A 20,040-nucleotide genomic window follows, 5' to 3' on the forward strand; every position below is an offset into this window, starting at 1 on the left:
GATCATCTTCGGCGTGTCTCGTCCAGCGCCTCGAACACGGAAATCTCACAAACGCGGCAGAGGCCGTCCAGCGCCAAGTCGTTCGCCTCGATGCCGAACGGATCCTCGAGCTCTTCCGACAGCGCATCGAGGCCGAAGAAGGTGTAGGCGATCAGCGCCGTGAACAGCGGCGTCGCCCAGCCCGTGGCCGAGACCAGCCCGAACGGCAGAAGCAGGCAGACGACATAGGCCGTGCGATGCAGCAGAAGCGTGTATGCAAAGGGCAGGGGCGTGCCGGCGATGCGCTCGCAGCCGGCCTGGATGGCGGCGATCGCGGCCAGCCTTTCATCGAGGATGCGGAAGCCGATCGGGTCGAGCGCGCCGGCCTCGCGTCGCGCATTGGCGCGCCGGCCCATGCGGCGGACCATGTCTTCGGCAGGGTTGGCGCGGGCGGCGGCCTTGTCGACCTCGTCGCCGATGAAGGCGCGCGCGTCCTCTATGCTGTCGATCCGGCGCAATTGCCCGCGCAGCAGATGGCAGAAGGCAAGCGCCTCCATCAGCAGCGCGCGCTGCTCGGCGCGGTCGCCGATCAGGCTGGTGGTGGCGCGCGCCAAGTTGCGGATCTCGAAGACCAGCCCGCCCCAGAGCTTACGCGCCTCCCACCAGCGGTCATAGGCGGCGTTGTTGCGGAACGACAGATAGATCGACAGCGTCACTCCGACGAGCCCGAAAGGCGCGATGCTGAAGGCGCTGAGATCGAGCTGGAAGTGCCGTGCCACGAGCAGGATGACCGCCGAGTAGATGGCGAAGCCGAAAATCTGCGGCAGGATGCGCGGCACCACCGAGCCGCGCATGATGAAGAACAATTGCAGGAATGTCGGGCGCGGGCGGACGATCATCGGATGAACCTTTGCAAGCCGTTATGTCTCTACGGCGATAGCGAACCCGCGGCTCAGCCGCCAGCGACATCGCCATGTCGTCCAGGCGCAGGACCGTTGACGTTTCGAGCGGGACTGTCGAGAACGTCGCAGAGCGCCAGACGAAGGAACGGAAAGATGAACGGCGAGACGGACCTGCAGAAGCTGCTGGCATCGATGACGCCGCGGCTTTACTCGGATATCTATGTATTCGCCACGTTGGCACCTGGCATGCCGGTTGCGGCGGGGCTCGAGCCCGTCATGCAATTTCGCGAGCGCGAGGGCACGACGATGATCCTGGCCGAAAGCCAGGCAAAGGCGGCCGGCCTTGCCGGAACGTTCCGTTGCCGGATGATCACGCTCGACATCCACTCCTCGCTCCAAGCCGTCGGCTTCCTCGCCGCGATCACCGCGAAGCTGGCGGCCGCCGACATGGGCGTCAATCCGGTCTCGGCCTTCTATCACGATCATCTGTTCGTGCCGGCGGAGCGGGCGGAGGAAGCGCTGGCGATATTGGGGCAGCTTGCGGCGGAGAGCGGTGCCTGAGCCACGAGAAGATCGAAGAGCCGGCGCTATCTCATCCACCCTCCCACTCCCCAGGGAAAGGAGCCTAGGTGCGGAAAGCTCATCCCGGCGACTGGCTTGCTCTATCTGGACGTCGATCCTGAAGCCGGCGATGGGGCATTTTTCATCGCTTTGCACAAATGCTGCCAATGCTGTATATGGCGACAATCAGCAATGATAGGAGGTCGCTATGCCCCGTTCAGGTGGTTCCTATTCCACGAGCGAGCTTTCCCGGAAGTCCGGCGACATTATCGCCGAGGCCCTGCGCCGTCCGGTGACGATTACTCAGCGCAACAAACCCCGTCTCGTGCTTCTCAACATCGAGGATTACGCGCGGCTGGTGCGCCAGTCAGATAGCCGCTCTGCCGGTACAATCGAGACCATGTCTGACAGCCTCTTCGCCGATTTCGAGAGCGCGGTCGAAGCCTATGCGCAGGAGGATGAAACGGGGCGGACATGAGCTACGACGACATCCGCACGGCAACGGTCATCCGTTACCCTTACCTCTGGGCGCGCGAAGCCCGCGCCGGCGAGACGGAGGGCCGCAAGGAACGGCCCGTCGCCGTCGGCGTGCGGGTTGTACGAGCGGATGGCGATCTTGTCCTGTTCTTCCCGATCACCACCAAGGAGCCGGAGAAAGCTCGGTTCGCGGTTGAGATCCCGGCCATCGAGAGGCGCCGCGCGGGACTCGACGCCGATCGGCGGTTGTGGATCATCCTCGACGAGTTCAACTCCGATCTCGTCGGCAAGTCCTTCTATCTCGAACCCGAGCCGCCGATCGGACGCTTCAGCAAAGCCTTCTTCCTGCCGCTGCTGCGGGAGTTCATCGTCAGACGCAAGGCCTTCATCGAAGTCATCCGCTTCCGCTAGCCTCGACACAGCCGCGTCCTCCGTGAGCGAGAACAAACGGCCGAAGGCCGAGCCCGCGACTGCGGGCCGCCGGTCGTCCGGCGCCCCCCGCGGAGGCCCAGCCGCGATAGCGGCGGTGCGGGCCGTGAGCGAAAACGACGGCCGAAGGCCGAGCCCGCGACTGCGGGCCGCCGATCATTCGGCGCCCCCGCGGAGGGCCCGCCGCGGCAGCGGCGATACGGCCCGTGAGCGAAACAAACTACCGAAGGCCGAGCCCGCGACTGCGGGCCGCCGGTCGTCCGGCGCCCCCGCGGAGGGCCCGCCGCGGCAGCGGCGATACGGCCCGTGAGCGAGAACTACGCCGCCTTCTTCTTCGGCTGGATCAGGCCGCGCTCGACCAGCAGCTCGGCGATCTGCACGGCGTTGAGCGCCGCGCCCTTGCGCAGATTGTCGGAGACGACCCACATCGACAGGCCGTTGTCGATGGTCGAATCCTCGCGGATGCGCGAGATGAAGGTGGCGTCCTCGCCGGCCGATTCCAGCGGCGTGATGTAGCCGCCGTTCTCGCGCTTATCGAGCACCTGGCATCCCGGCGCTTCGCGCAGGATCTCGCGCGCCTCGTCCGCCGTGATCGGCTTCTCGAACTCGATGTTGACCGCTTCCGAATGGCCGATGAAGACCGGCACGCGCACGCAGGTCGCCGTCAGCTTAATCTTGGGGTCGAGCATCTTCTTGGTCTCGGCCACCATCTTCCACTCTTCCTTGGTGGAGCCGTCATCGAGGAAAACGTCGATATGCGGGATGACGTTGAAGGCAATGCGCTTGGTGAACTTCTTGACGTCGACCAGGTCGGCGACGAACACCGCGCGGGTCTGCGTGAACAGCTCGTCCATGCCTTCCTTGCCGGCGCCCGACACCGACTGGTAGGTGGCGACGACGACGCGCTTGATGGTGGCGACGTCATGCAGCGGCTTCAGCGCGACGACCAGCTGCGCCGTCGAGCAGTTCGGATTGGCGATGATGTTCTTGCGCGAGAACAGCGAGACCGCGTCCGGGTTCACCTCCGGCACGATCAGCGGCACGTCCGGGTCATAGCGGAAGGCCGACGAATTATCGATGACGACGCAGCCCTGCTTGCCGATCTTGGGAGACCATTCCTTGGAGACGTTGCCGCCGGCCGACATGACGCAGAGGTCGGTGTCGGAAAAATCGTAGGTGTCGAGCGCCTTGACCTTCAGCGTGCGGTCGCCGAAGGACACTTCGGTGCCCTGGCTGCGCCGCGACGCCAGCGCCACCACTTCGCTCACCGGGAAGCCGCGCTCGTCCAGAATGTTGAGCATTTCGCGGCCCACATTGCCCGTGGCGCCGACTACCGCAACCTTGAAACTCATCTGATATCTCCTGTCCCTCTCCGCTTGGTTGTTTGGAGAAAACCCGCCGGCCTGATGCGGGTTTCGTCCCCCGGGCCGGACCCGGGAGAGGGTGGTTAGGCCAAGGGAATCACACCGTTTTGGTGGTGGTTTTCTTGGCCGTAGTTTTGCTGGAACGGACGGACGCGCCGAAGCGCCCGGCCCAATGCGTTACATTGTGGCTGGGGGCATCGAATGCAAGAAGAGCCATCGGAAGGCCGCGCATCGAGGATGATCCCGTTCGACGCGGGCTTTTACGCGGTTTGGTGGAAGAGTCAATCGCCGCAGCGCCTCTCCTTCTCCCCATGTGGGAGAAGGTGGATCGGCGCGTAGCGCCGAGACGGATGAGGGGTGTTCCAGCGGAGTGAGACGCTGGCTTTCCCTGGAGCACCCCTCATCCGTCGCCTTCGGCGACACCTTCTCCCACAAGGGGAGAAGGGAAAGGCGGTGCCGCCTGCTCTGTACAATGCCGTCGCCAAGAAGTAGGAACCCACCAACCGTCCGGCCTTGCGGCGCCTCAACGCCTGCCGGCATCAGCCCATCGATGGGCTAAAGAAGCTTCGAATTCCGAAAGAAGAAAATGTCCAGTTTCGAGATGATCGTTCCTGCGCTGGCAGAAGCGCTGGAAAAGCGCGGTTATTCGGCGCTGACGCCGGTGCAGAAGGCGGTGCTGGAGCCTGAGCTTGGCGAGGCCGACGCGCTGGTATCGGCGCAGACCGGGTCCGGCAAGACTGTCGCCTTCGGCCTTGCCGTGGCGCCGACCCTGCTTGGCGACGCTCAGCGTTTCACCGCTGCCGGCGCGCCGCTGGGCCTGGTGGTGGCGCCGACGCGCGAGCTGGCGCTGCAGGTGCGGCGCGAGCTCGAATGGCTCTATGAGCTGACCGGCGCGCAGATCGCCTCCTGCGTCGGCGGCATGGACATGCGCACCGAGCGGCGCGCGCTGGAGCGCGGCGCTCATATCGTCGTCGGCACGCCCGGCCGACTGCGCGACCACATCACGCGCGGCGCGCTCGACATGTCGGCGCTGAAGGCCGTGGTGCTGGACGAGGCCGACGAGATGCTCGACCTCGGTTTCCGCGAGGACCTCGAATTCATCCTCGACTCAGCACCCGCCGAGCGCCGCACGCTGATGTTTTCGGCCACCGTGCCGCGCTCCATCGCGACGCTTGCGCAGGGCTATCAGCGCGAGGCCGTGCGCATCTCGGCCGGCGGCGAGGAAAAGCAGCATCTCGACATCGAATACCGGGCGCTTTCCGTCGCGCCCGCCGATCGCGAGAACGCCATCATCAATGTGCTGCGCTATTACGAGGCCGCCAATGCGATGGTGTTCTGCAACACTCGCGCGGCGGTGAACCACCTCACCGCGCGCTTCAACAACCGCAATTTCGCCGTCGTGGCGCTGTCCGGCGAGCTCAGCCAGAACGAGCGCAGCCACGCCCTGCAGGCGATGCGCGATGGTCGCGCCAAGGTCTGCATCGCAACGGACGTCGCTGCGCGCGGCATCGACCTGCCCAATCTCGATCTCGTCATCCATGCCGACCTGCCGAGCAATCCGGAGACGCTGCTGCATCGCAGCGGCCGTACCGGACGCGCCGGCCGCAAGGGGGTGAGCGCACTGATCGTGCCGGGCAATGCGCGCCGGCGCACCGAGCGGCTGCTCGCTAATGCCGGCCTGACCGCGACCTGGGCAAGCCCGCCCTCGGCCGACGAGGTGCTGCGGCGCGACGACGAGCGCATCCTGGCCGACCCGTCCTTCAGCGAGCCGGTGAAGGACGAGGAGCGCGACTTCGCCACAGCGCTTCTCGAGCGGCACGGCGCCGAGCTGGTGGCTGCAGCCTTCGTGCGGCTTTGCCGCGGCAGCCGCTCGGCGCCCGAAGACCTGATCGACGTCGCGCCGTTTGCGCCGTCGAAGGAAAGATTCGCGCGCCGGGAGGAAACACCCGCCCGCCGAGACGATTTCGGCGACAGCGTGTGGTTCTCGCTCTCGGTCGGCCGCCGGCAGAATGCCGAGCCGCGCTGGCTGATCCCGATGCTGTGCCGCACCGCCGGCATGTCCAAGCGCGAGATAGGCGCCATCAAGATGCAGCCGGAAGAGACCTTCGTGCAGATCGCCGCCGACTGGGCCGACCGCTTCGTCGCCGCGATCGGCCCCGACCGCAAGCTGCAGGGCAGCATCGCGGTGAGGCGCATCGACGGCACGCCCGACCTGTCGCGCGCCGGCTATCAGCCGCCGAAGCCGGACAAGAAGCCGCATCGCGGCAAGCGGCCTTTCGACCAGGGTGCACCCGGGTTCGAGAAGCGAGCGCCGGACGAGCGGCCCGGTGGCGACGCGAAACCCTGGGCGAAGAAGCCCGGCAAGGCGAAGTTCGAGAAGCCAAAGTTCGATCGGCCAAAGTTCGATGGGCCGAGATCCGGCCAGCCGGAAAAGCGCAAGAAGCAGAAGAAGCGGCCAGCGTAGAATCGCGACGGGAGTTGGGCCAGGGTTTAGCAAAGCAAGTCGGCCGGTCAGCCCGACGCGCGCGGGCCGGCAGCCACTACGCCTCCGTCATTCCAGGGCGAAGCAAGGAGCGAAGCGACGCGCGCAGACCCTGGAATCCATGCCGTGACCTCCAAGCGTCGCGGCGGTGCAGAAAAGCCTTTGTTCTGCACCCCCTTTACCATTCGCGCGACGTCACGGCATGGATCCTCGGGTCTACGCGTCCGCTTCGCTCCCGCTCCGCCCGTGGATGACGAAGTTCGGTCGCTTCGGCTAACCTCCGAGGTTTACCCAGCCTTGGCGCCGATACCCGCCAACGTCAGGTTCCAGCGACCTTGTTCAGCGCGTCGCCCGACAGCCTAAGGAAAACCTTCTGGCCGTGGCGCTCGGCGCCGAGCCGGTCGTAGAACGCAGCGCGCCCTCGTTCCAGTCTTCCGTGGTGAGATCGATGCGGCCTATGCCTTTGCCGAGGCAATAGCCGGCGAGAAAGCCGATGAGCGCGCAGCCGACGCCCTTGTCACGGGCGCCGTCGCGCACGAACAGATCCTTCAGGAACATCAGCCTTTCGAGATCGATGCCTGGGTGGGCGATGGCCACCGAGGCGAGGCCGGCGACTTCGCCGCCCGCGAAGGCCAAGGCGAAATGCGGATAGGCCGGGCTCTCGTCGCTGAGCCATTGCCGCGCCGTGGCCGCCGCCCGGCTGTGATCGAGCGGCGTCTGCCGGTAGTGAGCCGCCATCGCGCAGAGCAGGGTGGCGAGCGCTTCGGCATCGTCGACCCTCGCCCAGCGAATGTCGACGGTGCCGGGATCAGCCAAGGAATTTGGCGATGATGGCATCGCCCATCTCAGTGGTGCCGACTTCCTTCATGCCTTCAGACATGATGTCTTTCGTGCGCAGGCCGTCGTCGAGCACGGCGGCGATGGCCGCTTCGAGCTTGTCGGCTTCCGCCACCATGCCGAAGGAATAGCGCAGGCACATGGCGAAGGAGGCGATCATGGCGATCGGGTTGGCGATGCCCTTGCCGGCGATGTCGGGCGCCGAGCCGTGCACCGGCTCGTAGAGCGCCTTGCGCTTCTTGGTCTTGGCATCCGGCGCGCCGAGCGAGGCCGAAGGCAGCATGCCGATCGAGCCGGTCAGCATGGCGGCGATGTCGGACAGCATGTCGCCGAACAGATTGTCGGTGACAATGACATCGAACTGTTTCGGCCAGCGCACCAGCTGCATGCCGCCGGCGTCGGCCAGCATATGGTCCAGCTTGACGTCGGAATAGCGCGCCTTGTGCGTCTGGGAGACGACTTCGTTCCACAAAACGCCCGACTTCATGACGTTGCGCTTTTCCATCGAGGTGACGTGATTGCGGCGCGTCCGCGCCAACTCGAAGGCGACGCCCGAGATGCGCTCGATCTCGAACGTGTCGTAGACCTGGGTGTCGATGCCGCGCTTCTGGCCGTTGCCGAGATCGATGATCTGCTTGGGCTCGCCGAAATAGACGCCGCCGGTGAGCTCGCGCACGATCAAGATGTCGAGGCCCTCGACCACCTCCTGCTTGAGCGAGGAGGACGCGGCGAGTGCCGGATAGCAGATCGCGGGCCTGAGATTGGCGAACAGCTCCATGTCCTTACGCAGGCGCAAGAGCCCGGCCTCGGGGCGCACCTCGTAAGGCACTGCATCCCATTTCGGTCCCCCGACGGCGCCGAACAGCACGGCGTCCGCCGCCATCGCCTTGGCCATGTCGGCGTCGGAGATTGCCGCGCCATGCGCGTCATAGGCGCAGCCGCCGACCAGGCCCTCGTCGGTGGCGAAGCCGCTGCCGAGCTTGTCGTTCATGGCCTTGATCAGCTTCTTCACCTCGGCCATCGCCTCGGGGCCGATGCCGTCGCCGGCGAGCAGGAAGAGATTTTTCGAAGCCATGGAGAACCGTCCCGGGAGAGAAATTGAACCGGCGCCTTGCTAAACGCCAAGCGGGCTGGGCGCAAGGGGACCTCTCGAAGCTTGGTTTCCTCGCCCCCGCAAAGCGGGGGAGAGGTGTCCGCGAAGCGGACGGAGAGGAGCCTTCGTAGGGCGCTCCCCCTCTCCGTCTCGGCTTCGCCGGGCCACCTCTCCCCCACTTCGTGGGGGCGAGGAACCCAAGCTGGAGCAGCGCCTACCGATGCGAAAGAACATTCACCAAACGCCCGAACGGATCGCGCACATAGAAGCGCCGCACGCCCCAGGGCTCGTCGGCCGGGCCGTATTCGACGGCGAAGCCGGCCTTCTTCATGCCCGCAAGCGCCGCGTCGACATCGTCGACCTCGATCGACAGGTCCGGCACCGGCGTGCCCGACCCGCCCTCGGCCATGAAGCTCACCTGCACCGTCATGGTCTCGGCCGAACCGCAAGTGAGGATCCAGCCCTGGTCCATCAGGACATCAAGGCCGAGCACGTCCTGGTAAAAGCGCTTGGCCGCCGCAATGTCGGGGGTTTCGATATTGGCGACGATGCGTCTGACCTTCACCATGAGCCGCTCCTTTGCTTTGCCTGTCCGGGAGCCCTCCGCATTGCGGCGCCGGCCTCTATGCCGTGCGTTTGAGCGCCGTCACCTCGATCTCGATCTTCATTTCCGGCTTGTTGAGTTGGCACACGATCATCGTCGCCGCCGAACGGATGTCGCCGAACGCCTCGCCGAGGATCGGGAAGACAACGTCAACATAGGCCTGGTCGGTTATGTAGTAATGCGCGCGCACCACATCGGCCATGTCGAAGCCGCCATCGGCCAGTGCCTTGGCGATGGTGGCAAGGCAGTTGCGCGTCTGCGCCTCGACCGTGTCGGGCATGGTCATGGTGGCATAGTCATAGCCGGTCGTGCCGGAAACGAAGCACCAGTCGCCCTGCACCACCGCCCGCGAATAGCCGGCGGTTTTCTCGAAGGGGGAACCGGTGGAGATGAGCTTGCGCATGGAAGCCTCGCGTTGGTTGTCTCCACCATTCTGAGATGCGTGGACGACACAGTCGTGAGCCAGACAACGCGATGCTGGCGGGACAGCGCAGCGCGAAGGATCGCTACCCGACAGAAATCGGCCTAATTCCCCGAACCCTGCGCGTCGTCATAGGCCTTCTTGATATCCGCCGGCCAGTCCTTCACCGGCGGCCAGGCCTGCGGCTCGCCATTGTCGCCGCGGCGGGCGAAATAGACTTTCTGCTTGGCCGGGTCGACAGCCATGAAGCCGTCATTGCCGCCGCAGTCATGCGGCACGCAGCCGGTGGCGTAGAAGGCGCCGGACGCCGTCTTTTCGGTGCCGCCGCCAACCAGCAGGCTGGTCGCCATGTCGGGCATGTCGTTGCCCAGCAGCGCCTGGCCGGCCTTGTAGACCGCCTCATTGTGGAAGGCGTCGATGATGTTGTCGTATTTCGACGGGTCGACATCCTTCCAGTCGGTGCCTGGCTCCGGCGTGTAAGTCAGGTTGCCGGAGGTCGTCAGGCCTTCCGTGGGCGACCATTGCAGCGCCGGCTTGGAATCGCCCGGCAACAGGTAGGGCACGAAATAGATGGCGCTGTCGGAGACGGCGGCCGGCGGCGCGCCGCATTCGTCCTGCTCGACCGTGGTGGTCTCAATCTCGCCGTCCTTCTTCCAGACGATGACCTTGGCCGGGCCGCATTGATTGCCGCCGTCGCCGACATCGACGAGCGCGACGTTCACGTCGCCGATCTTGACGATCTTGTCGAAGAAGACGTCGTAATTGCTGGCCAGCTGCTTGCCGTCATAGGCAAGGACCTTCTCGCCGTCCTGTTCCGGCTGCGTGATGGTGAGCTGCCCGCCTTCGAACGGAATCGGCGCCTGCTTGTCGTCCTCCGACGCAGCCTGGTCACTGCCCTGGTCGGCCGTGCCTTGATCGGCAGCCGGCTGGTCGGACGTGGCGGGCGCCGTGGTCTGCGCGTGGGTGCCGATTGTGGCGAGAAGGATTGCCACCGAAGCGGCCAGAAGCGAGCGTGTCATGACTGTCCCCTCCATTCAGTCGCCACGAACCCGGCCGCGAACGGCCGGGCCACTACGTTCAGAATGTCAGGCCCAGGGGCGCTGCTCGGCGTTCCGCTTCTCGAAGGAAGCGATGGCGCCGGCTTTCTCCATGGTGAGGCCGATATCGTCGAGGCCATTGAGCAGGCAATGGCGCTTGAAGTCGTCGAGGTCGAATTTGACCACGCCGCCGTCCGGCCCGCGGATTTCCTTCGCCTCGAGATCGATCGACAGCGTCGCGTTGGAGCCGCGCGAGGCGTCGTCCATCAGCTTGTCGAGGTCTTCCGGGCTGACCGTGATCGGCAGGATGCCGTTCTTGAAGCAGTTGTTATAGAAGATATCGGCGAACGAGGTCGAGATCACGCACCGAATGCCGAAATCGAGCAGCGCCCAGGGCGCATGCTCGCGGCTCGAGCCGCAGCCGAAATTGTCGCCGGCGACCAGGATCTGCGCCCTGCGGTAGGCCGGCTTGTTGAGCACGAAATCCGGGTTCTCCGAACCGTCCTCATTGTAGCGCATCTCGGCGAACAGGCCGGTGCCGAGCCCGGTGCGCTTGATCGTCTTGAGATAATCCTTCGGGATGATCATGTCGGTGTCGACATTGACGATCGGCATTGGCGCGGCGACGCCGGTGAGCTTGGTGAATTTATCCATGGTACCTGCCCGTCTTCTTGGCTTGCGGGGAATTTTGCGGGACGGTTTACACAAAGCCGGCGGCAAATGAAAGGCAACTGTTCGTGCACGGCCCTTGGGCCAATGGCGGGCATGGCTTGCCGACGGAATGACGCCTCAAAAACGGCTTCGAGATCCTGGCCGGCTGGTGCAGTCTGCGGCCATGGCCGATCCTTCCAGAGTCCTTTATGCAAGCGAGCCCAGGCTCGATGTCGCCGAATTCCGCCGCGTGTTGGTCGACTCCGGCCTCGGCGAGACGCGGCCCATCGATGACGAGGCCCGCCTGAAGACGATGCTCGACAGGGCCAATCTGGTGCTGACCGCTCGGCTCGACCGGCCGGACCGGCAACTGGTCGGCGTCGCGCGCGGCGTCACCGACTTCTCCTGGGTCTGCTATATTTCCGAGCTCGCCGTGTCCGCCTCGGCGCAAGGGCTCGGCATCGGCAAAGGCCTGATGGACGAGGCGCGCCGCCAGCTCGGCCCTTCGGTCGCCATCAGCCTGATCTCGATGCCCGACGCCGTCGGCTTCTACGAGCGCATCGGCATGACGCGCATGGCCGACGCCTTCTGGTTCTCCCGCAAGCGCTGACGCTCCCGCAGCTGAAGGCGCCAGTCCGCGCAGCCCGGCACCCGATCTTTTTGCGCCTCACCGCTTGACATGCAACCAAATGGTTGCATATTAGAGCCATGAGCAGCATGGATGCCGTCTTTCGCGCTTTGGCCGACCCGACCCGCCGGCAATTGCTGGACAGCCTCCATGCAAGGAACGGGCAGACGCTCAACGCGCTCTGCGAGCACATGGACATGACGCGCCAGGCGGTGACCAAGCACCTGGCGATCCTGGAGGAGGCGAACCTCGTCACCACCATGCGCCGCGGCCGCGAGAAGGAGCACTACCTCAACCCCGTTCCGATCAACGAGATCGCCGAGCGCTGGATCGGCAAGTTCGAGCGCCATCGGCTCAACGCATTGAGCGACCTGAAGCAACGCCTTGAAAGGGAAGAGCCGTGAGCGAGAACAGCTTCGTCTATGTCACCTATATCCGCACCACGCCTGAAAAGCTGTGGGAGGCGCTGACCGATCCGGAATTCAACCGGCGGTTCTTTCTCTCCTCCCACCAGGAGAGCGACTGGAAGGTCGGCTCCAGCTGGAAGCTGATCTTCCCCGACGGGCGCCTCGCCGACTCAGGCGAGATCCTGGAGATCGATCCGCCAAAACGCCTGGTAATCAAATGGCGCAATGAATGGCTGCCCGAGGTGAAGGAGGACGGCTACACGCGCTGCACCTTCACCATCGAGCCGGACGGCGAATTGATGAAGCTCGCCGTCGTGCACGAGGCCGACGGCCCGCACAGGCTGATCTCCAACGTCTCCAAGGGCTGGCCGCTGGTGCTGGCGAGCCTCAAGAGTCTGCTCGAAACCGGCAAGGGTTTCGAGCGCCCGCCCTCGAAGGGCTGAACTTCATTCCGGATACGAGACAATTTCGCTGGGGGTGCATGCGATGCTGCAACTGTCCTTGCCGCAAGCCATGGCGAACGCCGACACGGTGATGGCCTCGGCCGACCTTCCCGCCGCGCCGGACGAGGTCATCGCCGCACTGGTCACCCGGGAGGTCGAGCGCTGGTGGGGTTCGCCCGAAACCTATCGTATGATCGGATGGAACGCCGATCTTCGCGTCGGCGGAAGCTGGAGCGTCGTCGTGAAAACGGCCGACGGTCAACGTCTACCCGCCAGCGGCGAGTTTCTCGAAATCGAGATGCCGCGCCGCATCGTGCAGACACGGCGCTACGACGACTGGGACCATCCGGCGCTCGGCCGCAAGGAAACGACAGTGGCTTACCTGCTCGAGCCCATCACTGGCGGCACGCGGCTCACCATCTGCCACGGCGGATTCGCGGGTTTTCCGGACGCGGCAGCGGAACATGCTGAAGGCTGGGCACGGGTCCTTGGGTGGCTGCAAACCTATCTCGACGCGCGGCCGAGTGGCTGAAGCTCTCCCTTGACCCGCAATCACGGCTGTCCAGATTTTGGACATGGAGAACAGTCGCTGTGTCGTTGGAACCGCCGGGTGGAGCATACCGGCAGCATATAAAACTTCCTTTCCCTCAGCCGGCTCGCAGCTTGAACGCTACGCCATGCGGCTTTCGAACGTGGAGATCAATTCGTCCTTTCACAAGCCGCATCGGCGAGAAACCTACGAGAGCTGGGCGCGCTCGGTTCCGGACCATTTTCGCTTTTCCGCAAAACTCCCCAGGGCCGTGACGCATGAGCGCCGCCTCGAAGCTTGCGATGATCTTCTGGACATTTTTCTTGGTCAGATCGGAGGGCTCGGCGCCAAGCTTTCCGTGCTTTTGATTCAACTGCCACCCAGCCTGCAATTCGAGGCCCAAACCGCCGAGAACTTTTTCGCCTCGCTGCGTGCGAAGACTGACCGGCGCCTGGTCTGCGAACCGCGTCACCCCAGCTGGTTCGAACCCGAAGCTGAGGCCTTGCTGAGCCGCGTTCAGGTTGGGCGCGTTGCGGCCGACCCTGCTCCCGTGCCAGCCGCCGCTATGCCCGGCGGCTGGCGCGAGATCGCCTACTTCCGTTTCCATGGCGCGCCGCGAATCTATTATTCGGACTACGAGGCCGATCAGCTTCTGGAAATCGGCGGGCGGCTTGCCCAAGCCAGCGCGTCGGCCGCCGAAGTCTGGTGCATCTTCGACAACACAGCGAGAGGCCATGCGCTCGGCAATGCACTTTCGGTCGATGCGGCCGTTCGTCAGATGACGTTCAGCTCCCTGAACGCCCTTCCTTCCGCCACCCGCTCATAGCCGAACGCCGTGCAGTCGATCGTGCGATACCCGCCATGCATGACAAGCTCCGCGATCGACTTGCCGACCGCCGGCGCCTGCTGCAGGCCGTGGCCGGAAAAACCGTTGGCGAACAGGAAGTTTGCGACCTCCGGATGCGGCCCGATCACCCCGTTCTGATCGAGCGTGTTGTAATCGTAATGCCCGACCCAGGCGCGCGTCGGCTTGATCGCCTCGAAAGCGGGGATGCGGGTGGCCAGAACCGGCCAGATCACCTCTTCGAACAGCGGCCAGTTGACCTCAAAATCCTTGGGGTCGGGCGCGACATCGCCTTCCTCCGGCTCGGCGCCGCCGGTGAGGTAGACCGAGCCTTCCGGCCGCACATAGATGCCGGACGGATCGACCAGCAGCGGCATGTCGGCATATTTCTCGCGCGCCTCGAAGACAAAGACGTTGCGCTTGCGCGGCTCGACCGGCAGCTCGAGCCCGGCGAATGCCGCGACATTGCCGGCGTTCGGCCCGGCGGCGTTGACGACGGTGCCGGCTTCGAGCGTCTCGCCATTGTCGAGCGACACAGCGGTGACGCGGTTGCCCTCGCGCTTGATGCAGGTGGCGGAAGCCGTGATGAAATCGATCTTCCTGTCGCGCAGCGCCTTGCGGAACAGCGTCAACAGCGCATGCGCGTCGAACCAGCCCTCGCCGCTGCGGCCATAGGCGCCGGCGGAAATGCCTTCGACCGACAGCCATGGGAAGCGGCGCGCCAGCTGCCCGGCATCCTCGAGCAGGATATCGGCGCCCTCGGCGACCTGAGTCTCGTGATTGGCCTTGAGGATCGGCAGCCCGGCCTCGCCGGCAAGGATGAGGTAGCCGCCCTCGCGGAAGCCGATATCGGCATCGGCGCCGAACGTCTCCTTCAGCCGCCGGAACAGCTTTAGCGTGAACTGCGACAGGCGGATGTTTTCAGGGATGGAGAATTGCTGGCGGATCGAGGCGCAGGACAAGGTCGTCGCCGCGTGGGAGAATTGCGGGTCGCGTTCGACCAGAGCGATGGAGCCGGTAAAGCCTTCCTCCCGCAAATGATAGGCGACCGAGGACCCGACGATGGCTCCGCCGATGATGACGATGTCGTAGCGCACTTTTTTCTCCGATCAGAGCAATTCCAGGAAAAGTGTGTAGCGGTTTTCCGTACGGAATTGCGTAGCAAGCCACCCCGGTTCTCAGACGACCGGCAGACTGATCTCGAAGCGCGTGCCGCGCTCGGAGTCAACCAGCCTGATCGTGCCATCATGCGCTTTTAGGAGGGCCAGCACGATGCCGAGCCCCACGCCGGTGCCGCCGGTCTCGCGCCGCGTGGTGAAGAATGGCTCGAAGATTTTGGCCCGGTTGGCGGCCGAGATGCCGTCGCCGTCGTCGCCTAACTGGATCGACGCGCGCTCGCCGTGGGCCGAGGCATGGATCGCCACCTGCCGGGCGCCGTGCCTCGCCGAATTGTCGATGAGGTTGGCGAGCACGATGCCGAGATTCTCGGCCGAGATGCCGAGCCTGATATCGCCGCCGCCTTCGAGCCGCGGCTCCAGTCTGGTGTCGACCGGCAAGGATGCCAGCGCCGCATGGAGTGTCGTGCTCTCGCCGCTCGGCTCCAGGTTTTCGGCGCGCGCCAGGTCGAGCAGCCGGCGCACCAGGAGATTGAGCCGCCCGGCATCGGTGACGATGTTGTTGGAGAAGCGCTTGCGCTCGGCCTCGTCCATCGCGCCGCCGGAATCGCGCAGCAGCTCCGCCGCGCCCTGGATCGCCGTCAGCGGCGATTTCAGCTCATGCGAGACATGGGTGGCGAAGGTCTGGATGGAGTCGGAGCGCGCCTGCAGCTTGGTCGCCATGTCGAGGAAGGCCGTCGACAGCGCCGCCATCTCGCGCGTGCCGTGATGGGCGAGCGGCCTGGTCGCGTCGCGGTCGCCGGCGGCGATGCGTTTCGTCCGCTCGATCAGCGCATAAATCGGCCGGCTGACGGTGCGGATGAACACCAGCGCGATCAAGAGCGTGCCGCCGAGAATGGCGATGGCCGCCAACGTCACCTTGCCGCGCTCGCCATAGAGATGCTTGACGATGTTGTTCGGCGTCCGCGACAGATAGACCACGCCGGCGACCCGGCCGTCGAGTTCGACCGGCATGGCGACGAAGACTCGCACCCTGGTGCCGCGGCTCACCGAATAAAGCGGTGGCGGCGGCTGGTCGGGGATGCGCAGCCTGAGCTCGCTGGCATAAGCGCCGGAAAGCGCGATCCGCACCTCCTCGACCCCGCTGAGCGACTGACCGATCTCGTCGCCGCCGGCGATCACCACGCCGCGCGGGTCGAGCAGACGGAAGCCGGCGAGCGTCGTCTTCTGCGTTTCGTCGAGAATGCCGGAGAGCTTTGCGCCGATCGCCGCGAAAGCGGGATCGGCGGCGGCCGGAGCCGCCGCCGGCCGCATCGGCATCACGTCGTCCGAGGCGAGATCGAGGCGGGGCTCGATCGGTTCATAGGGATAGTTGTTGTCCCGCGCCGGATCGGCCGAGATCGGCGAACCCAGTCTGTCCTGGGAAATGCCGGCGGCGCGCACCTCCTTTGCATAGACGGCGGCGACGACCGCCCCTTGCGCAATCAGCTCGCCCTCGGTCTGGCGGATCAGCTGGTTCTCATAGAGCCGGAAGAAGAACAGCCCGACCAGCGGCAGGGCCATGACTACGATCAGGATGGCGATGACGACGGTGGCGAGCCGCGGCCGCCACCTTTCCTTGCTCAACCACCGCATCGGCCGAGCCGGAAGCCGACGCCATGCACCGTCGCGATCGCATCGGCGCAGCCGACCGCCGCCAGCTTGGCCCGCACGTTGCGGATATGGCTGTCGACCGTGCGTTCCGAGACATGAATGTTCGAGGCATAGGCATTGGCCATCACCGCGTCGCGGCCAAGCACGTGAAGCGGGCGGGCGAGGAAGCCCTTCAGGATGGCGAACTCGATCGCCGTCAAGGTGAGCGGCTTGCCGTCGAAGCTCGCCGCATGGCTTGCCGGGACAAGCATCAGCTTGCCATGCGCGAATTCCCGCTCGTCCGCTTCTTCCTCGACCGGCACTGGGCGCGCGCGCCGCAGGATGACGTTGACGCGGGCGACCAGCTCGCGCGGGCTGAACGGCTTGGTCACATAATCGTCGCCGCCCATTTCCAGCCCAAGGATGCGGTCGATTTCCTCATCCCGCGCGGACAGGAACAGCACCGGCACGTCGGATTTTTGCCTTAGCCGTCGGCAGACCTCCAGCCCGTCCATCTCCGGCATGCCGATATCGAGCACGATGAGGTCGGGCGCGCGCCGCTCGACCGCCTGCAGCGCTGCGGCGCCGTCGGCGACGGCGGCTGTCTTCATGCCGGCCTTTTCCAGCGCGAAGCAGATGATCTCGCGGATATGCGGATCGTCGTCGGCGACGAGTATGTTGTGCGGCATCGGTCAATGGCCCGGCGGGTAAGCTTGGGTGACGGCAGGATTAGAGCAATTCCAAGGAAAAGTGCGAAATTGTTTTCGGTCCGGAGCTGTGTCGGGACAAGGCCATGAGACCGCAAGGCGCTCGGGCATCATCGCCGGACCCTCCTCGGCGTATCCGCCACGTGGCGCGACCTCGGAGGGAAAAGCAGGACGTCCGCCGCGACGCGCAGTCTTTGCGGCTCGACGAGCCACCAGCCTTCGTCGCGGAGCCGGCGCGGCAGGGACCAGCGGGATGTGTGAGGCGTTTGCATGACGGCCTTGTCGCAGACGGACGCGGTAAGCGCGCGGCGGATTAGAGGAGGTTTTCCGCAAGGATTTGCAGATTTCTCGCAGGCCGGCTCTCCTTGAGAGACAGGACAATCGCATAGGGCGCTCCCCCTCTCCGTCTCGGCTTCGCCGAGCCACCTCTCCCCCGCCTCTGTGTACAGACTGGGGAGATGGTGGACAGGCGTTCGGAGACATCGTGGACACTTCCCGATCCTTGGATCGGGAGGGATGGAATGCCGTTTTACGAGGTGTCCATGATGGATCGGAAGCGAGAGTTCGTGGAGTTTGCCTCGCGAGAGTGGGCGAATGTGCGTGAACTTTGTCGACGGTTCGGGATCAGTCCGACGACCGGCTATAAGTGGCTCGAGCGATACCGGTCGGAAGGGCCGGCTGGATTGGTCGAACGATCGCGTCGCCCGCACTTGAGCCCGCAACGCACCGCTTCGGCAATTGAGGCAAGGGTGTTGCAGGTACGCGACGAGAGCAACGACGTCTGGGGCGGTCGCAAGATCAGACAGGCGATGAAGAGACATGGCGAACTCGACATCCCGGCGGCGAGCACGATCACCGCGATCCTGCGTCGTCATGATCGGCTGACGGAGGCGACAGCAGCGCAACATCCGGGACCATGGCAGCGCTTCGAGCGGGAGGCTCCCAACGAGCTGTGGCAGATGGACTTCAAGGGTCACTTCGCCATCCATGGCGGGCGCTGCCATCCGCTCACCACGCTCGACGATCACTCGCGCTTCAACCTGGTGCTGTCCGCCTGCGGCGACGAGCAGGGCCGGACGGTACGCCGGGAGCTGGAGATTACCTTTCGCCGCTATGGCTTGCCGCTGGCGATGCTGATGGACGGCGGCTCGCCGTGGAGCGATTCCGGCGGTGAGCCTTACACCGGCTTCAGCGTCTGGCTGTTGCGGCTCGGCATCCGCGTGCTGCACGGTCGGCCGCGCCATCCGCAGACCCAAGGCAAGGAAGAACGCTTCCATCGCACACTCAAGGCCGAGGTGATCAACGGGCGAAGCTTCGGCGATCTCGCCGAGTGCCAGCGAGCCTTCGATCGGTGGCGCCCGCGCTATAACTACGAACGACCACACGAAGCACTCGACATGGCCACGCCGGCCGAGCGCTACCGGCCGAGCCCGCGCAGCTTTCCCGACGTCCTGCCCGCGATCGAGTACGCACCGGGCGACCAGGTTCGCAAGGTCGACAGTGATGGCTTCATCAGCTTCAGGAACCGACCCTGGCGACTCGGCAAGGCATTCCGCGGCGAGCTGGTGGCGCTTCGCCCGACCGTCGAGGATGGTGTCTTCAGCGTGCACTACTGCTCGCATCGAATTGCCACCCTGAACCTACGTCAGGGCGCAAGCGAGACCTGTGGACTTGTGGACAACGCTGAGCGTTGCCCACAGGGTCCACAGGCCGAACAACAAAAACAACCCAGCAGTTCGTGATGAACAAAAGCGTCCACGATGTCCCCGAACACCCGTTCACCTTGTCTCCAGCACAAACACTCTGGCGGGGGCGAGGAACCTGGGCTTGCGAAAGCCGCGCCCTCGGCGGTTAGCGTTTCCTCGCCCCCACAAAGTGGGGGAGAGGTGGCTCGGCGCGCAGCGCCGAGACGGAGAGGGGGCTGGCGCTGCCGTATGCGATTGTCCTGCCCTCAAGGGACCCTGCCTTGCCTCCCTCGCCATCACCCGGCATAGATCGCTCATGACCGTCGACACCTACCGCCCGCGCCGCTCGGTGCTTTACATCCCCGCCTCGACCGACAAGGCGCTCGCCAAGATCGGCTCCTTGGCCAGCGATGCCGTCATCATCGATCTTGAGGACGCCGTCCTGCCCGCCGACAAGGCTGCCGCGCGCGATAGGGTCGCCGGCATTCTCGCCCGGCCCGAAAAACGCTGCGAGATGGTGGTGCGCATCAACGCCTTGGCCAGCGAATGGGGCGCCGACGATCTTCTGGCTGTCGCCAAGGCCGAGCCCGACGGCATTCTCCTGCCCAAGATCGGCACGCCGCGCGACATCCTCGATGCCGGCGACCTGCTCGACGACAATTTCGCGCCGGACAGCGTGAAACTATGGGCGATGATCGAGACGCCGAAAGCGCTGCTCAATATCGGCGCCATCGCCGAGCTCGGGCGCGATCCGGCTTCGAGGTTGGCTTGCTTCGTGGCCGGAACGAACGACCTGGTGAAGGCGACCGGCATTCTGGCGACGCCCGACCGTCGCTATCTGATGCCGTGGCTGATGCAGCTGGTTCTGGCGGCGCGGGCCGGCGGCCTCGACGTCATCGACGGCGTCGCCAATGATTTCCGCGACCTCGACGCTTTTGCCCGCGAATGCGCCGAGGGAGCCGCCATGGGCTTCGACGGCAAGTCGCTGATCCACCCGGCCCAGATCGAGCCGGCGAACCGCGCCTTTTCGCCGTCGCCCGAAGCACTTGCCGAGGCCCGTGCGATCCGGGATGCGTTCGCGCGGCCTGAAAATGCAGGCAAGGGGGTCATCGCGCTGGACGGCCGCATGGTCGAGCGGCTGCATCTGGCGCAAGCCGAGAAACTTCTGGCGAAGGCCGCGATCATCGGCGCATGATGCGCCGATACACATGAT

General features: G+C 65.1%; 22 protein-coding genes. 11 read left to right on the forward strand and 11 right to left on the reverse strand.

The genetic code is table 11. From position 1 onward, the window contains the following. Positions 1-2 precede the first annotated feature (2 nt). On the reverse strand, positions 3-878 hold the full coding sequence (locus EJ068_RS14625; protein WP_245463425.1) for a bestrophin family ion channel: 876 nt from the start codon (positions 876-878) through the stop codon (positions 3-5). A gap of 156 nt (positions 879-1,034) precedes the next feature. On the opposite strand from EJ068_RS14625, the gene EJ068_RS14630 reads away from it, so the two are divergent. From EJ068_RS14630 to EJ068_RS14640, 3 genes are all read left to right on the forward strand, one after another. After that, a complete protein-coding gene (locus EJ068_RS14630) occupies positions 1,035-1,442 on the forward strand; it encodes an ACT domain-containing protein (RefSeq protein ID WP_127253416.1) in 408 nt (135 codons plus the stop codon). Between the two features lie 208 nt (positions 1,443-1,650). Then, positions 1,651-1,920 carry a type II toxin-antitoxin system prevent-host-death family antitoxin gene (locus tag EJ068_RS14635; RefSeq protein ID WP_112128743.1) on the forward strand — a complete coding sequence of 90 codons (270 nt, stop codon included), beginning with the start codon at positions 1,651-1,653 and terminating at the stop codon, positions 1,918-1,920. Continuing rightward, positions 1,917-2,330 (forward strand): hypothetical protein, encoded by a 414-nt coding sequence (locus EJ068_RS14640; protein ID WP_126080407.1) that lies wholly within the window; start codon positions 1,917-1,919, stop codon positions 2,328-2,330. The genes EJ068_RS14635 and EJ068_RS14640 overlap by 4 nt, the downstream gene beginning before the upstream one ends. Before the next feature lie 335 nt (positions 2,331-2,665). On the opposite strand, the gene EJ068_RS14645 is transcribed toward EJ068_RS14640, so the two are convergent. Then, entirely contained in the window at positions 2,666-3,700 is a 1,035-nt protein-coding gene (locus EJ068_RS14645; RefSeq protein WP_127253923.1) for an aspartate-semialdehyde dehydrogenase, read from the reverse strand. Positions 3,701-4,298: 598 nt separating this feature from the next. On the opposite strand from EJ068_RS14645, the gene EJ068_RS14655 reads away from it, so the two are divergent. Next, a complete protein-coding gene (locus EJ068_RS14655; RefSeq protein ID WP_127386317.1) occupies positions 4,299-6,176 on the forward strand; it encodes a DEAD/DEAH box helicase in 1,878 nt (625 codons plus the stop codon). 357 nt (positions 6,177-6,533) lie between these two features. Here the strand turns inward: EJ068_RS14655 and EJ068_RS14660 are convergent, their stop codons facing one another. From EJ068_RS14660 to leuD, 6 genes are all read right to left on the reverse strand, one after another. Continuing rightward, positions 6,534-7,031 (reverse strand): GNAT family N-acetyltransferase, encoded by a 498-nt coding sequence (locus tag EJ068_RS14660; protein WP_245463426.1) that lies wholly within the window; start codon positions 7,029-7,031, stop codon positions 6,534-6,536. After that, complete coding sequence (leuB, locus tag EJ068_RS14665; protein WP_042645392.1) at positions 7,003-8,106, reverse strand: 3-isopropylmalate dehydrogenase; 1,104 nt, start codon at positions 8,104-8,106, stop codon at positions 7,003-7,005. Before leuB ends, EJ068_RS14660 begins: the two co-directional genes overlap by 29 nt. A 232-nt stretch (positions 8,107-8,338) precedes the next feature. Then, positions 8,339-8,689, reverse strand: coding sequence for a VOC family protein (locus EJ068_RS14670; protein ID WP_126083640.1), 351 nt, complete (start codon positions 8,687-8,689; stop codon positions 8,339-8,341). Between the two features lie 58 nt (positions 8,690-8,747). Continuing rightward, the gene (locus tag EJ068_RS14675) at positions 8,748-9,131 is read right to left on the reverse strand and encodes a RidA family protein (protein WP_127253066.1); all 384 of its coding nucleotides are present in this window, start codon (positions 9,129-9,131) and stop codon (positions 8,748-8,750) included. A 122-nt stretch (positions 9,132-9,253) separates the two neighbouring features. Then, a complete protein-coding gene (locus EJ068_RS14680; RefSeq protein WP_127253068.1) occupies positions 9,254-10,168 on the reverse strand; it encodes a hypothetical protein in 915 nt (304 codons plus the stop codon). A 66-nt stretch (positions 10,169-10,234) separates the two neighbouring features. Then, positions 10,235-10,840, reverse strand: a complete 606-nt coding sequence (leuD, locus tag EJ068_RS14685) for a 3-isopropylmalate dehydratase small subunit (RefSeq protein WP_127253070.1) — start codon at positions 10,838-10,840, stop codon at positions 10,235-10,237. A 181-nt stretch (positions 10,841-11,021) separates the two neighbouring features. Here leuD and EJ068_RS14690 point away from each other — a divergent pair, with 181 nt between their 5' ends. The 5 genes from EJ068_RS14690 (at position 11,022) to EJ068_RS14710 (ending at position 13,670) form a co-directional block, all read left to right on the forward strand. Further along, a complete protein-coding gene (locus tag EJ068_RS14690) occupies positions 11,022-11,447 on the forward strand; it encodes a GNAT family N-acetyltransferase (RefSeq protein WP_127253071.1) in 426 nt (141 codons plus the stop codon). A gap of 107 nt (positions 11,448-11,554) precedes the next feature. Continuing rightward, positions 11,555-11,869 (forward strand): metalloregulator ArsR/SmtB family transcription factor, encoded by a 315-nt coding sequence (locus EJ068_RS14695; protein ID WP_189341933.1) that lies wholly within the window; start codon positions 11,555-11,557, stop codon positions 11,867-11,869. Continuing rightward, complete coding sequence (locus EJ068_RS14700; protein WP_127253075.1) at positions 11,866-12,315, forward strand: SRPBCC family protein; 450 nt, start codon at positions 11,866-11,868, stop codon at positions 12,313-12,315. The genes EJ068_RS14695 and EJ068_RS14700 overlap by 4 nt, the downstream gene beginning before the upstream one ends. A 43-nt stretch (positions 12,316-12,358) precedes the next feature. Beyond that, on the forward strand, positions 12,359-12,847 hold the full coding sequence (locus EJ068_RS14705) for an SRPBCC domain-containing protein (protein ID WP_127253077.1): 489 nt from the start codon (positions 12,359-12,361) through the stop codon (positions 12,845-12,847). A gap of 43 nt (positions 12,848-12,890) precedes the next feature. Next, complete coding sequence (locus EJ068_RS14710) at positions 12,891-13,670, forward strand: DUF72 domain-containing protein (protein ID WP_127253079.1); 780 nt, start codon at positions 12,891-12,893, stop codon at positions 13,668-13,670. Here EJ068_RS14710 and EJ068_RS14715 read toward each other — a convergent pair. From EJ068_RS14715 to EJ068_RS14725, 3 genes are all read right to left on the reverse strand, one after another. Beyond that, positions 13,619-14,785: an FAD-binding oxidoreductase gene (locus tag EJ068_RS14715; protein WP_127253081.1), complete on the reverse strand. Its 1,167-nt coding sequence runs from the start codon at positions 14,783-14,785 to the stop codon at positions 13,619-13,621. The two genes, EJ068_RS14710 and EJ068_RS14715, sit on opposite strands and share 52 nt — an antisense overlap. Positions 14,786-14,866: 81 nt before the next feature. Next, entirely contained in the window at positions 14,867-16,438 is a 1,572-nt protein-coding gene (locus EJ068_RS14720; RefSeq protein WP_127386318.1) for an ATP-binding protein, read from the reverse strand. After that, entirely contained in the window at positions 16,426-17,124 is a 699-nt protein-coding gene (locus EJ068_RS14725) for a response regulator transcription factor (protein WP_128314680.1), read from the reverse strand. The genes EJ068_RS14720 and EJ068_RS14725 overlap by 13 nt, the downstream gene beginning before the upstream one ends. 539 nt (positions 17,125-17,663) lie before the next feature. Here EJ068_RS14725 and EJ068_RS14730 point away from each other — a divergent pair. Next, positions 17,664-18,884, forward strand: coding sequence for an IS481 family transposase (locus EJ068_RS14730; protein WP_245463269.1), 1,221 nt, complete (start codon positions 17,664-17,666; stop codon positions 18,882-18,884). 259 nt (positions 18,885-19,143) lie between these two features. Further along, positions 19,144-20,022 (forward strand): CoA ester lyase, encoded by an 879-nt coding sequence (locus tag EJ068_RS14735; protein WP_127386594.1) that lies wholly within the window; start codon positions 19,144-19,146, stop codon positions 20,020-20,022. Positions 20,023-20,040 lie beyond the last annotated feature (18 nt).

Origin of the sequence: Mesorhizobium sp. M2A.F.Ca.ET.043.02.1.1, from assembly GCF_003952405.1 — a bacterium.
In the GTDB taxonomy this organism is placed as follows: Bacteria; Pseudomonadota; Alphaproteobacteria; order Rhizobiales; family Rhizobiaceae; genus Mesorhizobium.